This window comes from Tissierella sp., assembly GCF_052089545.1.
Classification (GTDB): Bacteria; Bacillota; Clostridia; order Tissierellales; family Tissierellaceae; genus Tissierella_A.
Map to the genome: position 1 here is coordinate 23,975 of NZ_JBQDAA010000004.1, position 13,461 is coordinate 37,435.

Here is a 13,461-nt window from a genome sequence, read left to right on the forward strand (position 1 = left end):
ACCAAAATTTGCCCATCTTCCTGTTGCTTCCCAAAGCTCTCTCGGTTGAACAGCAGACATCAATAGTTCCTGTGATCCTGCTCTGTCCATTTCTTCTCTTACTATCTGTTCTACTTTTCTAATAACCCTATATCCTAGCGGTAAATATGAATATATACCACTAACAAGCCTTCTTATCATCCCTGCTCTTAAAAGAAGCTTATGACTTACAATCTCTGCCTCCGAAGGATCTTCTTTTAAAGTTGGCATATACATCTTTGACATTTTCATTTTAAAAACCTCCTTAAATATAAAAAGCCTTTCATCTCTATCTATAGAGACGAAAGGCTGAATCTTCCGCGGTACCACTCTAATAAACCTTAAGTCAAAACTATAGGTTCACTTTAAAAGCTTTTAACGTAGGCAATCCGTTTAGAATTTCTTCTAAAAGTTCCAGAGTAGGTTCTTTATTAAGAGGGTAGAAACCTTTCACCAATAGTTTCTTCTCTTTTATCCATTAATAAATACTATTCTCTTTCACAACTTATACCATATATTAATCTATTACATCTTTCTTGTCAACCTAAAGACTTTCAAGGAGACACACACTATAAGAAGATATACCTTCTTTTCTTCCTACAAAACCTAATTTTTCTGTAGTAGTAGCCTTTATATTTATATCTTCAAGGGAACATCCTAATATATTTGCTATGTTTTTTCTCATTTCTTCAATAAAAGGAGAAAGTTTAGGTGACTGAGCCGCTATAGTTGCATCAATATTTCCTATCTTATAATTTTTAATATCCATAGCCTTTTTGACATTTTCCAAAAGAATAAGGCTTGATATATCCTTATACTTTGGATCTGTATCCGGAAAATGAGCTCCTATATCTCCAAGTGCAAGTGCACCTAATATACTATCCATAATACTATGAACTAATACATCAGCATCAGAATGACCGAGGAGGCCTTTTTCATGATCTATACAAACTCCACCTATTATAAGTTCTCTTCCTTCGACTAGTTCATGTACATCATAACCAAATCCAATTCTCACTTTATCACTCACCTTATCTTTATATAGTTTTTTTCTTGGACTTTAAATTATCATCAACTTTTAATAAAGATTCTGCAATAATTAAATCTTCTGGTGTTGTTATCTTTATATTATCATAGTTACCCATTATCATTTTAACTTCATATCCCGCTTTTTCAACAATGGAACTGTCATCTGTCCCCACTATTCCTTCATTAATTGCATATTCATATCCTTTTTGAAGAATACTTTTCCAAAAACATTGAGGCGTTTGTGCTGCCCAAAGCATACTTCTTTTAGGAGTGTGATGTACATTATCTATATCATCTACTACTTTTATAGTATCCTTGACAGGTACCCCTACAACACAAACATCATGTTCTATCACACCTTTTATGCCATCAATTATATTTTCTTTCCTTACAAATGGTCTAGCTCCATCATGAGTTAAGACTATATCACATTTTTCATCAAGAGCTAATATTCCATTATATATAGAATCTTGTCTTTCTTTTCCGCCCTTTATAATCTTTGTTATCTTTTTAAATCCATATTTTTTTACAATTTCTTTCCTACAATATTCCACTTCTTCTTCTTTAGCAATAAGTATTATTTCATCTATATATGAAGATTCTTCAAACTTATTTAAAGTATGAACTAAAATAGGTTCATTATCTATGTTTATAAACTGCTTATTTATTTTACTTCCCATTCTATTACTCATACCAGCAGCAGCTACTATCACTGAGACATAGTAATCTTTATACATTTTTTCACCTCTATTTATTATATGAGTTATTTTCTTTTTTAATTATATCATATTATTTATAAAAAGGTAAAACTAAAAAAGAAAAGCCCTATAGAATGAATCGATATCGATTCATTCTATAGGGCTTTTAAATCTTAAACAGCTTTATCAGTCATACTTTTTGGTTTAGCAAATATCATTTTACCAGCAGATGTTTGAAGTACAGATGTAACTATAACTTCAATACTTTGCCCTATATGTTTTTTACCAGATTCCACTACTATCATGGTACCATCATCTAGATAAGCTAAACCTTGATCCATTTCTTTACCAGCTTTTACTACATGTACCATCATTTCTTCACCAGGCAGTACTACCGGTTTTACTGCATTTGCAAGTTCATTTATATTTAAAACTTCTATCCCTTGTACTTCAGCTACTTTGTTTAAATTGTAGTCATTTGTAATTATCTTTCCATCCATAAGCTGAGTAAGCTTTAAAAGCTTTGAATCAACTTCTTTGGTATCTTCAAATTTTTTATCATGAATTATAATTTCAATATCTATTTCTTTTTGTATTTTATTTAAAACATCAAGTCCTCGTCTTCCACGATTTCTCTTTAACCCATCTGATGAATCAGCTATATGTTGTAATTCATGCAATACAAATTCTGGTATTACAAGGGGTCCTTCTATAAATCCAGTAGTACATACATCTAAGATTCTTCCATCTATTACTACACTTGTATCCAGTATCTTTGGAGAAGAATTATATCCTTCTTTTAATTTTTGTTTTGTTTGTATTCTTGAAGCTCCTATATCTTTTATAGCATTAGAAAGATCATCTTTTTTCTTAGTTGCAATTTTAACACCTAAGTAACCAAATAGTCCAAATAAAATTACAGAACCTACAAATCCAAAATATCCAATATTAAGATTTTCTAAAGGTTTACTTAAAAAGAATGCAATTATAAGTCCAATTATGAGTCCAAATGATCCAGTCGCTATATCATATGCTGGCACATTTTGAAGTTCTTCTTCTATTCTTTGAGCCAGTTTTTTACCCAACTTTATAATAGTTGGTGATAATAGATAAAATATAATACCAAAAAACAGGGCAACTCCTAGGTTTATTGTAAGTCCTAGCCATCCAGTATTAGGTAGTATTATAAGTTCTGACACTTTAACTATAGCTAGAAGACCATATCCTAAGAGCGCCCCCATTATACCTATAGAAATCTTTATTATTTTTTCAATCATTGTCTCACCTCCTAATATAGGATTATTACCATTAAATAAAAATATATAACCTAAAGTTACATATTTTTATTTTTCCTTTAAGACTTCTTCTTTTTCTTTTGATTCATCTTCCAAGTCTTCTTCATCTAACTCTGTGTTAAATTCAACAGATTCTGCTACAAGTTTTTCTACTTCTTCTACTGTAAGTTCATAAACTAAAACTATTTCAGATATCAGCATCTGTTTAGCATCATTTAACATTTTTCTTTCTCCTGTAGAAAGACCTTTTTCATTATCTAAAAGCATAAGATTTCTAACAACAGCAGCAATCTCATGTATGTCACCTGATTTTATCTTATCCATATTTAATCTAAATCTTCTATTCCAATTTTGAGGCATTTTACTCTTATCGCCTTCTAATATTGTTATTACTTCTTCCATTTCTTTTTTACTTACGATTTCTCTAACTCCAACTTCTTCCATATTATCTATAGGTATCATAACCTTCATCTCACCTATAGGCATTTTCATAATAAAATACTTTCTTTCTTCACCTAATATTTCTTTGAGTTCTATATTTTCTATAGTACCAGCTCCATGCATTGGATAAACAATTCTATCGCCAATTTCGAACATATTACCTTCCTCCCTAAAAAATAGTCTCCTTAATTATATACTATTTACTAGCATTTGTAAAGCTTGCATTCTATCATAAAACGATTAAATATGTCAACTTATTTATTTAAAATATATTTTTGTAATTATTTGACAACTACTTGTCCTTAAAAGTATAATGATATTATACAAATAAAGCACCTAAGGAGGATATCATGGACAAAAATATTGAAACAACAAAAACAAGTGAAGTTTGTACTGATTTTCAAGACACTATTTCTAAAGTATTGGTTAGACATAAAAGCATTTTAGATATTATGTCTAAAATGGATGAATACAATGCTCGTATTAATAGAGCAGTAGTGAAATCAGTAACTAATTGTGGTTGTATATCTATAGATGCTAAAAGACAAGATTTTAGTGGCGAGTCATATAAAGATCTTCCAAATAAATTAGATAATCACTTAAAAGGAGAAATATGTGAACAGTGTAAAGAAGTTCTAGATTTAGAAATGGGAAATTATCTTTTTTATATAACAGCACTCTGCGATACAGTAGGATTAAATTTAAATGAAGTTATAACACATGAATATGAAAGAAATAAAACACTAGGTCTATTCAATTTGAGATAAGCTAAAGAAATTAGCTTATCTTTTTTATTTTCTTATCTTTTTTTAAATGTATGTGAAATAACTTCTTTTAAAATACTACACTCTATAATCTCTAAATTTTTAAATTTACCTATTTGCCCGCTACCTTTAGCTATATATGCTCTTTTAAAGCCCATCCTATCTATTTCTTTAAGCCTCACCTGCAAAGAAGGAACCCTTTTAAGTTCCCCAGTAAGACCTACATCTGATATAAAAACCGTATCACTTGGAATACCCTTTTGAAATATAGATGATGCTATACTCATTATAACTGCTAGATTTGAAGCTTGTTCTTTTAAAGATATTCCACCTGTTGTCTTTATAACAACATTTTTATCATATAATTTTATATCTCCTCTTTGTTCTAATATTGAAATCAATGTATTTAGTTGTTCTTTTCTCATAGACTCTCCAATCCTTGAAGGATAAGGAGTAAAGGAAGGTGAAACTAGTGATTCTATCTCAAGTATAATAGGCCTTGTCCCTTCTCTTACCACAGTTAATGCACTACCTGAAATCATTGAATCATTTTCTCTTTGTGTCATGAAATATTCTGAAGGATTATCTATTGATACCATACCTTTTTCACCCATATTAAAAAATCCCATTTCACCAGTAGAACCATATCTATTTTTAGTAGTTAAAAGTGTCCTAAGTTCTTCTCCACTTTCACCATCTATTATTAAAACTGTATCCACTAAATGTTCCAATGCCCTTACTCCTGCAAGTTCATCAGCTTTAGTCATTTGACCTACTAAAAATACAGCCCTTGGTCTTTTCACATTTTTAGCTCTTTTAACAAGCTGATAAGCACATTCCATGGTTTGGGTAGGTGATCCTGCACGTGATCCCGGAAAAGCATCTAATGTAAATGTTTGAATACTGTCTACTATAATAATATCTGGATCAATTGTTTCTACTGTATCTAAAATATTATCTAGACTATTATCAGAAACTACCCATACATCGGAGTTTATCTTTTTAAGTATTCTATCTGCGCGGGCCTTAATTTGCGACTCAGACTCTTCTCCCGACGCATATAAAACCTTAAAGCCTAAATTTGCCAGATCATCTGTTACTTGAAGTAGTAAGGTAGATTTACCAGCTCCAGGCTTGGCTGAAAGAATGGTTACAGAATCCTTTATAATTCCGCCACCCATAACTCTATTAAACTCTCCTATACTAGTTACTATCCTATCACTGTTTGATATCTTTATCTCATTTAATCTTTTTATGTCTTCTTTTTTTCTACTTTGCCTTTTACTGGATTTCCCCTTAGAGGACACTACCTGTGTTTCTTCCATAGTATTCCAGCTGTTACATTCTGGACATTTTCCCATATATCCTATTGATTCATATTCACAGTTATTACACACATATATAGTCTTTTTTTTCATAAATATCCACCTTACTGTTAAAAAAGGCCCTTACAGGCCTTTTTCAAATTTTAATTTTCCATCTTCAGTTTTTATTATTATATTATCTTCCTTAGATAGATTCCCCTTTAGCATCTCTTCTGCTAATTGATCTTCTATCATCTTTCTTATAGTTCTTTCAAGTGGTCTTGCCCCATATATAGGATCAAAACCTTCCTTACTTATTTCTTCTTTTGTTTCTTCACTAACACTTATATTTATATCTAGTTTCTTCATTCTTTTTTCTAAATCATCAACCATTATATCTACTATTTGTTTTACTTGGTCCTCTTCCAAAGAATGGAAAACTATAATTTCATCAAGTCTATTTAAAAACTCTGGTCTAAATGTCTTGCGAAGTTCTTCTGTTATTGTTTCTTTCATTTTTTCATACTCTTCTTTGTTTTCATCTGTTTCTGTTGAAAATCCGAGTACGTTTTGCTTTTTAATAGAGTTTGCTCCAACATTTGATGTCATAATTATAACTGTATTTTTAAAGTCTACAGTTCTTCCTTTAGAATCTGTCAGCCTACCATCATCTAATATTTGGAGTAACATATTAAATACATCTGGATGTGCTTTTTCTATCTCGTCAAACAGCAGAACTGAATAAGGCTTACTTCTTACAGCATCAGTTAGCTGTCCACCTTCATCATAGCCTACATATCCTGGAGGTGATCCTACAAGTCTTGATACAGTATGTTTTTCCATATACTCACTCATATCAATCCTTATCATAGCATCTTCATCTCCAAACAGTGTTTCTGAAAGTGACTTTGCAAGATATGTTTTACCTACTCCAGTAGGTCCTACAAATATAAAACTACCAACTGGTTTGTTAGGATCTTTTAGTCCTACCCTAGCTCTTCTAACAGAGTTTGATATAGCCTTTACTGCTTGAGATTGACCAATGACCTTTTTATGAAGCGTTTCTTCTAAGTTTAACAATCTTTCTGATTCTTCCGTTGTCATCCTCTTAACAGGTACACCAGTCCAATCTGAAACAACATTTGCTATTTCTTCATATCCTACTACCATATTAGATGTTTGCTTTTTACGTTTCCAAGTTGATTTATAACTTTCAAGTTCTTCCTTAATGTTTTTTTCTTCATCTCTTATACTTGCAGCCTTTTCATAATTTTGAGTGTTTATAGCTTCTTCTTTTTCTTGCTGAAGTTCCTCTAGCCTAGTTTCGAGTTCTTTTAATTCATCAGGCGCTACATAGTTTCTTACTCTTATCATAGAAGCTGCTTCATCTATTAAATCAATAGCCTTATCAGGTAAAAATCTATCTGTTATATATCTAGAAGATAATTCTGTTGCAGCCTTTATAGCATCGTCAGTAATTTTAACACGATGGTGGGCTTCATATTTATCTCTTAATCCTTCTAGTATTTTTATAGTATCTTCTTCATTAGGTTGTTCAACTACTATAGGTTGAAGACGTCTTTCAAAGGCAGCATCTTTTTCTATATGCTTTCTGTATTCATCTATAGTTGTTGCACCTATCATTTGAAGTTCTCCTCTTGCAAGAACTGGCTTTAATATATTTGATGCATCTACAGATCCTTCTGCAGCTCCTGCTCCTACTATAGTATGAAGCTCATCTATAAAAAGTATAGTATTTTCTGCTGCTATAAGTTCTTCCATTACTTTTTTAAGTCTTTCTTCAAACTCACCCCTATATTTTGCACCAGCTATCATTCCAGGTAGATCTAAAGATACTATTTTTTTATTCTTTATTATTTCAGGTGCCTTTCCTTCATATATTCTTTGGGCGAGTCCCTCTGCTATAGCAGTTTTACCAACACCCGGTTCTCCAATTAATACTGGATTGTTTTTTGTTCTTCTACTTAAGATTTGAATTACTCTTTCTATTTCCTTGCTTCTTCCTATGACCGGATCTATTCTACCATCCTCTGCCATCTTATTTAAATCTATACTATATTTACCTAAGTTTGTTTGTTTTCCTTTTTGAGCTCTCCCACCTTGAGACATTTGCTTATTTGTTTCAGATGTTATCATACTCACAACTTTTTCACCTAGTTTTTTTACATCTACCTCTAGTCTTTTAAGAACTACTATGGCTACTCCTTCACCTTCTGCCAGGAGTCCAAGTAGTATATGTTCTGTTCCTACATAGTTATGACCTAAGTTTCTAGCTTGTAAAAAACTAAGTTCAAATATCCTCTTAGTTCTAGGAGTAAATCCTAGTATATCTTCATCTTCATTACCAGTACCTATAGCTTTTTGTACTTCCTTTCTTGCATTTTCTATATTTACTCCTACTTCTTTTAAAGAAACTGCTGCTACACCATTTGCTTCAGCTATAAGACCTAATAATAAGTGTTCTGTACCTACATAATTATGTTTCATTTTTTTGGCTTCTTCTTGCGCTAATAAAATAGCTTTTTGAGCCCTTTCTGTAAACCTACCAAACATTGCCATTTTATTCCTCCGTTCTTGAAATAAGTTTTCTTATCATAGACGCTCTTTCAATATCTCTTTCTTTGCTATTCATTTCTCTATTTAATTTCTTTTGGATATTTGCACTCTGTATATCTATCATTAACTTGATTACGTCAAGTGATTCATCTTTTTCTAATATATTCATAGTTTCACCCATTCTTATATTAGAAAGATGTTCCATAGCTTCCCTTGAACTTAGGATTCTACTATGTTTTAAAACACCTAGTGATCTATACACTTTGTTTTCCATTTCTATAAGTCTTCTATCTATTAAATACTTTCTTGTATTTCTTTCCCTTGTCAATATTTGTTGAATAACCTTATCTAATTTATTTATTATTTCTTCTTCTGAATCCCCCAAGGTTACTTGATTGGAAATTTGATATAAAAATCCTAATGCTTCAGACCCTTCTCCATAAAGTCCTCTTGCTGTAAGCCCAATTTTTCTCAAACCCTCAACTACTACACTTAAACTTCCTGTCATAGAAACACAAGGTAAGTGGAGCATAACAGACGCTCTTAAACCTGTCCCTACATTTGTTGGGCATGCTGTTAAATAACCCAAGTCAATATCATATGCATATCTTAAATGCTCTTCTAGTTTATCGTCTATAGAGGAACATATCTCCCATCCTCTACTCAAATTAAGACCTGGAAGAAGAGTTTGAATTCTTATATGGTCTTCTTCATTTATCATAATAGTAGCTTTTTCATCTTCTCTCAATAAAAAACTACTCATGTTTTCATTTTTCAATATACTTGGACTTATTAAATGATCTTCTACAAAAACTTTTTGTTCAGTTTTATTTAGTTCCTTAAGTTTTATAAATTTATAATCCAATGTATCATCATCTTCTATTATATTTAAAACATCATTAGTCAAATTATCAGATTCTTCTATACTCATATATTCAGGAAATTTATATTTAGAAAGGTTTCTAGCTACTCTAACTCTGGTACTTATAACAATGTCTCTTTCTTCGCCAATTCCATCTAACCATCTAGCCACAAACCTCACTCCTTTATATCTTCTAATTTTATGCTTATATCCTTTAATTTATCCCTTAAGATAGCAGCTTTCTCAAATCTTTCTTCTTTTATAGATTCTTCTAATTCTCTTTTAAGATCATCTTTTTCTCTTTTTAAAAGTATATCTTGACTTGAGTGCTTTGGAATCTTTCCACTATGATGATTGTGTCCATGAAGTCCTTTTATTAAAGAATTTAACTTATTCTTAAAAGTAAGATAACACTCATCACATCCAAATCTACCTTCGTTTTTAAATTGACTATAAGTTTGACCACATTTTTCACATCTAAGTTCAGCTTCTTTAACATCTTTTACAGGTTCATCTATAAGTCCTGTAAAAAACTTATTCATAGAAAAATGGTTATCAAAATCAAAATCAAAGTCATAATCATTTGCTGCACAAGTTTCACACATGTGCTTTTCTTCTATCTTTCCATTATATATTTTAGTAAAATGAAACTTTGCTTCATTTTCACCACAAGATTCACATTTCAAATCTATCGCCCCCTACTTAGCTAAAATAAGAAGAATATTTCTTAATATCCTTGCTCTAAGCTTATTTGCAGATTCTGCACTTCCTGAAATTGACCTATCACCTACAGCAGCTTTTATTATTTCTTCTTCTCTCTTTTCTAAAAAACCCTCTTCTCTAAGTCCTTCTATAATATGATATGCTTTTGACTTAGTTATAGATTTTCCAATAGTCTCCATTATAGTTTCATTTAGATCAGAATATTTTTCTATTTTAACCTTTATAAGTCTTATATACCCTCCTCCACCTCTTCTACTCTCAATATAATAACCTTTATATGGAGTGAACCTTGTGGATAGGACGTAATTTATCTGTGAAGGAGAACATTCAAACTGCTCAGCCATTTCATTCCTTTGTATTTCTATTGTACCCGTATTAGATTTTTCTAAAAGTTCCCTAATAAAAACTTCTATTATATTACTTAATCCTGTCACGCAATCACCTCTTTGACTTTGACTATCTTTGTCCTTTGATTTCTAAAAAAAGAAACCATCTATAGTAGCCACCATTTTCTTTTATACTTTATATAGTTATATCTATGTACTAATATATCATTTCTTTATGCTTTTGTAAAGTTAAAAGATAACTACAATTTTAATTATAGTCATCTTTTCTACCATTATCCTTTATTTTTTCTTTTTATAAAGCCCTGTACCAATTACTAACATTATATTTTATTCGTTACTTTTTACATTGCAATAAAAATAGCGAAACTTTTAAAAGTTTCGCTATTTAAACACAAACCATATCACTATCTTTTTATACGTCTGTCTCTTAAAATATAAGCTATTCCTAAAAGGATTATCATAAATCCTATAGGTATTAACAAGTTAATATCTGTACCTGTTCGTACAAGCCTGCTTTCCACTATCTTATCTGGTTTTTTAGGACCAGTTGGGTCTGTCGGACCTTTTGGACCCAGTGGTTCTTCTGGCTCTTCTGGTTCTTCTGGTTCTTCTGGCTCTTCTGGTTCTTCTGGCTCTTCTGGTTCTTCTGGTTCTTCTGGTTCTTCTGGTTCCTCTGGTTCCTCTGGTTCTTCTGGTTCCTCTGGTTCCTCTGGTTCTTCTGGTTCCTCTGGTTCCTCTGGTTCTTCTGGTTCTTCTGGTTCTTCTGGTTCTTCTGGTTCTTCCGGGTCTTCCGGGTCTACTGGATCTGGTGGAGTAGGTCTATATCTATCTACAGTCACCGTGTCCTGATCCGTTATTTTATCCTCACCGAAGGTTCCAGTTACTATTGCTATATTTGTTACCTTTCTTGCACTCATATCTTCTTGGGTTACTTTATATACTGCTGTTACAGTAAATGTTTCGCCTGGTGCTAATGAGTACGGTATCCCACTTAAATCTATATCCTTATCTTCTACTTTGTCATCTTCTAATGTGAATGGTCCATTTATTGTTACATTTCCTGTGTTTGTTACCTTGTAAGTGTAAGTGATTTCTTCGCCTACATTTGTAAATCTTGTTTTGTTTGCTGATTTGTCGACTGTAAGCTCTGGATTTTGTGCTTCTGGATTTACTGGTACCGTCACTGTGTCTTCCCCAGATGGACCTTCTCCTTCTCCACTAGTTACAGTTACTAGATTTGTTACAAATCCTACATCCATATCAGCTTGAGTTACTTCATACACTGCCGTTACAGTAAATGTTTCGCCTGGTGCTAATGAAGTTTGCTCTTCATCAACATCTATATTTCCTATTTTGTCATCAACTATTGTGAATGGTCCACTTATTGTTACATTACCTGCATTAGTTATAACGTAAGTGTAAGTGATCTCTTCGCCTATCTCTGAGAATTCTCCTTTGTCTGCTGATTTCTTAACCGTAAGCTCTGGATTTTGATCTGCATTTACTGTTACTGTATCTTCATTTGAAGTTGTATCTCCAAATGTTGCAGAAGCAATATTTGTTATACTTCCTGCATCTATATCTGCTTGTGTTACTGTGTGTGTTGCTGTTACTTCTTTACTCTCTCCTACTGCTAATGGTCCTGCTATATCAGCAACTGTTAATTTATCATCACTTATTACAAATGGTCCTGCTAGTGTTATATTTCCTGTGTTTGTTACTTCATAAGTGTAAGTTATTAAATCTCCTACTGATGAGTAAGTTTCAACATTAGCTGTCTTTTCTATTTCTAATCCTGCTGTTTGTGTTAATGGGGTTTCTTCTTTTGTCTCTTCATCATTTACTAGTACTGTGTTCAATACTTCTCCTGCGTCTATATATGCTTGTGTGATATCATAGTCTTGTGTGTGAGTCCAAGTTTCTCCTACTTCTATCTCAGCTACTGTTATTTCTAAGTCTAACAATTCATCTATTACAACTACATTTGTTAGAGTTACATTTCCAGTGTTTTTAACTGTGATTGTATAGTTGATTTTGTCTCCTACATTTACCTTTTCATCTTCATTTGTATCTTCATATTCTCCAACTTTTGTTACTTCCATTAATGGATTTTGATTTGCATTTACTGTTACTATATCTTCGTTTGAAATTGTATCTCCAAATCTTGCAGAAGCATTATTTGTTATGCTTCCTTTGTCTATATCTGCTTGTGTTACTGTGTGTGTTGCTGTTACTGTTTTACTTTCCCCTGGTGCTAATGGTCCTTCTATATCAGCAACTGTTAATTTGTTATCACTTATCTTAAATGGTCCTGCCAGTATTATACTTCCTGTGTTTGTTACTTTATAAGAGTAAGTGATTAAATCTCCTACTGCTGAGTAAGTTGTAACGTCAGATGTTTTTTCTATTTCTAGACCTGGTGATCCAACAAATGTGTTAATTACTGTTTTTCCACCATTTTTATCTATTGTCTTTTCATAATTTGGAGGAACTGTTTCTTATTCAATATATTAAATTTATTTTTCTCCATAAGAACTATATTCCTGCATTTGAGTCCAAGTATAGGTCCAAGCTGTTGTTTCATCAGTTCCATTTAAAGATTTAGTTTTCACTAATTCGGTTGTAGTTGATTCTTTTCCTTCTACATATCTTTTAAGTTGTAATTTTATAGGTGGTTTTGGTCCACCAAACCATTTTTTAGTTCCAGTTATATTGGTTTTGTCTACCGTCACTGCCATGTATCCACCTACATCATGCCCATCACCAATACCTTTAACAAAGAATTGTAGCTGACCATCTATTGGTATCGGTAAATCAGATAATACGAACTTAAAAACTGTCCAATAGTTATCTTTGCCTGACCCTTGTAAATCACTTGGTATATAAGGTTTTCCATCTACATTTATATTCACTAATGGATTATACTCATCTCTTGATGTGTTTTTAACACCACCATCATCCTTTTCCATACCACCAAGTTTCATATAATCTAATTTATGAGTCGATTTAACTGCAGCATATAAAGTTCCACCGTTCACCCATACAAGTACTGGTACTGTATGATTATTAATAGAATTTCCAGTTAATTCTGTTGGAACAACTATACTATTTGAATCTGAAGTATATATTCCTATAGTTCCTATTGCCATCGGCATTATTGATGGTAAGTCTTGTTCGGATTCCTCAATTAAATCTTCTAAGTCTTCCTCATCCTTTTGAAGTTGTTCCTCTTCTGATTTATCTGGTCTTTCTTTTTTAAGCTCTTCTTTAAGTTCGCCTACTTCTTGTTCATCTAGTTCAATTACTTCCACTTTATCTTCTGACTCTTCTTCATCTTCTGACTCAGCTTTATCTTCTGACTCAGCTTTATCTTCTGATTCTGCTTTATCTTCTGATTCTGCTT

Annotated in this window: 12 protein-coding genes, 2 pseudogenes and 1 other annotated feature; of the genes and pseudogenes, 1 reads left to right on the plus strand and 13 read right to left on the minus strand. The window is 32.0% G+C overall.

The features are described from left to right. The 5 genes and pseudogenes from ACTHW2_RS00960 to ACTHW2_RS00980 form a co-directional block, all read right to left on the minus strand. A pseudogene (locus ACTHW2_RS00960) lies at nucleotides 1–270 on the minus strand (proline--tRNA ligase); the annotation flags it as partial. 42 nt (nucleotides 271–312) lie between these two features. Next, nucleotides 313–529, minus strand: a binding site (T-box leader). 33 nt (nucleotides 530–562) lie between these two features. Next, a complete protein-coding gene (gene ispF, locus ACTHW2_RS00965) occupies nucleotides 563–1,036 on the minus strand; it encodes a 2-C-methyl-D-erythritol 2,4-cyclodiphosphate synthase (RefSeq protein WP_442261842.1) in 474 nt (157 codons plus the stop codon). 19 nt (nucleotides 1,037–1,055) lie between these two features. Beyond that, nucleotides 1,056–1,784 carry a 2-C-methyl-D-erythritol 4-phosphate cytidylyltransferase gene (ispD, locus tag ACTHW2_RS00970; protein WP_442261843.1) on the minus strand — a complete coding sequence of 243 codons (729 nt, stop codon included), beginning with the start codon at nucleotides 1,782–1,784 and terminating at the stop codon, nucleotides 1,056–1,058. Between the two features lie 134 nt (nucleotides 1,785–1,918). Then, nucleotides 1,919–3,022, minus strand: coding sequence for a PIN/TRAM domain-containing protein (locus ACTHW2_RS00975; RefSeq protein WP_442261844.1), 1,104 nt, complete (start codon nucleotides 3,020–3,022; stop codon nucleotides 1,919–1,921). 66 nt (nucleotides 3,023–3,088) lie between these two features. Next, nucleotides 3,089–3,637, minus strand: a complete 549-nt coding sequence (locus ACTHW2_RS00980; RefSeq protein WP_442261845.1) for a CarD family transcriptional regulator — start codon at nucleotides 3,635–3,637, stop codon at nucleotides 3,089–3,091. Between the two features lie 194 nt (nucleotides 3,638–3,831). Here ACTHW2_RS00980 and ACTHW2_RS00985 point away from each other — a divergent pair, with 194 nt between their 5' ends. After that, nucleotides 3,832–4,248 (plus strand): DUF1573 domain-containing protein, encoded by a 417-nt coding sequence (locus tag ACTHW2_RS00985; RefSeq protein WP_442261846.1) that lies wholly within the window; start codon nucleotides 3,832–3,834, stop codon nucleotides 4,246–4,248. A 32-nt stretch (nucleotides 4,249–4,280) separates the two neighbouring features. Here ACTHW2_RS00985 and radA read toward each other — a convergent pair whose 3' ends face one another. The 8 genes and pseudogenes from radA to ACTHW2_RS01025 all read right to left on the minus strand — a co-directional run. Then, nucleotides 4,281–5,663, minus strand: a complete 1,383-nt coding sequence (gene radA, locus ACTHW2_RS00990; protein WP_442261847.1) for a DNA repair protein RadA — start codon at nucleotides 5,661–5,663, stop codon at nucleotides 4,281–4,283. A 30-nt stretch (nucleotides 5,664–5,693) separates the two neighbouring features. Then, nucleotides 5,694–8,129, minus strand: coding sequence for an ATP-dependent Clp protease ATP-binding subunit (locus ACTHW2_RS00995; RefSeq protein ID WP_442261848.1), 2,436 nt, complete (start codon nucleotides 8,127–8,129; stop codon nucleotides 5,694–5,696). Between the two features lies 1 nt (nucleotide 8,130). Further along, nucleotides 8,131–9,159 carry a protein arginine kinase gene (locus ACTHW2_RS01000; protein WP_442261849.1) on the minus strand — a complete coding sequence of 343 codons (1,029 nt, stop codon included), beginning with the start codon at nucleotides 9,157–9,159 and terminating at the stop codon, nucleotides 8,131–8,133. A 5-nt stretch (nucleotides 9,160–9,164) separates the two neighbouring features. Continuing rightward, nucleotides 9,165–9,674, minus strand: coding sequence for a UvrB/UvrC motif-containing protein (locus ACTHW2_RS01005; protein ID WP_442261850.1), 510 nt, complete (start codon nucleotides 9,672–9,674; stop codon nucleotides 9,165–9,167). A 12-nt stretch (nucleotides 9,675–9,686) separates the two neighbouring features. Beyond that, complete coding sequence (locus ACTHW2_RS01010) at nucleotides 9,687–10,145, minus strand: CtsR family transcriptional regulator (RefSeq protein ID WP_442261851.1); 459 nt, start codon at nucleotides 10,143–10,145, stop codon at nucleotides 9,687–9,689. Nucleotides 10,146–10,462: 317 nt separating this feature from the next. Further along, nucleotides 10,463–12,160, minus strand: coding sequence for a DUF7507 domain-containing protein (locus tag ACTHW2_RS01015; RefSeq protein WP_442261852.1), 1,698 nt, complete (start codon nucleotides 12,158–12,160; stop codon nucleotides 10,463–10,465). 117 nt (nucleotides 12,161–12,277) lie between these two features. Then, nucleotides 12,278–12,526, minus strand: a pseudogene (locus ACTHW2_RS01020) (DUF7507 domain-containing protein); the annotation flags it as partial. A 48-nt stretch (nucleotides 12,527–12,574) separates the two neighbouring features. After that, nucleotides 12,575–13,461, minus strand: an 887-nt coding sequence (locus tag ACTHW2_RS01025) for a hypothetical protein (protein ID WP_442261853.1), incomplete at its 5' end; no start/stop codon positions are given.

What these genes read in the sequence shown, in the direction of transcription:
- ispD (WP_442261843.1), bottom strand. Translation starts at nt 1,784, where the DNA reads ATGTATAAAGATTACTATGTCTCAGTGATAGTAGCTGCTGCTGGTATG.
- ACTHW2_RS00975 (WP_442261844.1), bottom strand. Translation starts at nt 3,022, where the DNA reads ATGATTGAAAAAATAATAAAGATTTCTATAGGTATAATGGGGGCGCTC.
- ACTHW2_RS00980 (WP_442261845.1), bottom strand. Translation starts at nt 3,637, where the DNA reads ATGTTCGAAATTGGCGATAGAATTGTTTATCCAATGCATGGAGCTGGT.
- ACTHW2_RS00985 (WP_442261846.1), top strand. Translation starts at nt 3,832, where the DNA reads ATGGACAAAAATATTGAAACAACAAAAACAAGTGAAGTTTGTACTGAT.
- radA (WP_442261847.1), bottom strand. Translation starts at nt 5,663, where the DNA reads ATGAAAAAAAAGACTATATATGTGTGTAATAACTGTGAATATGAATCA.
- ACTHW2_RS00995 (WP_442261848.1), bottom strand. Translation starts at nt 8,129, where the DNA reads ATGGCAATGTTTGGTAGGTTTACAGAAAGGGCTCAAAAAGCTATTTTA.
- ACTHW2_RS01015 (WP_442261852.1), bottom strand. Translation starts at nt 12,160, where the DNA reads ATGGAAGTAACAAAAGTTGGAGAATATGAAGATACAAATGAAGATGAA.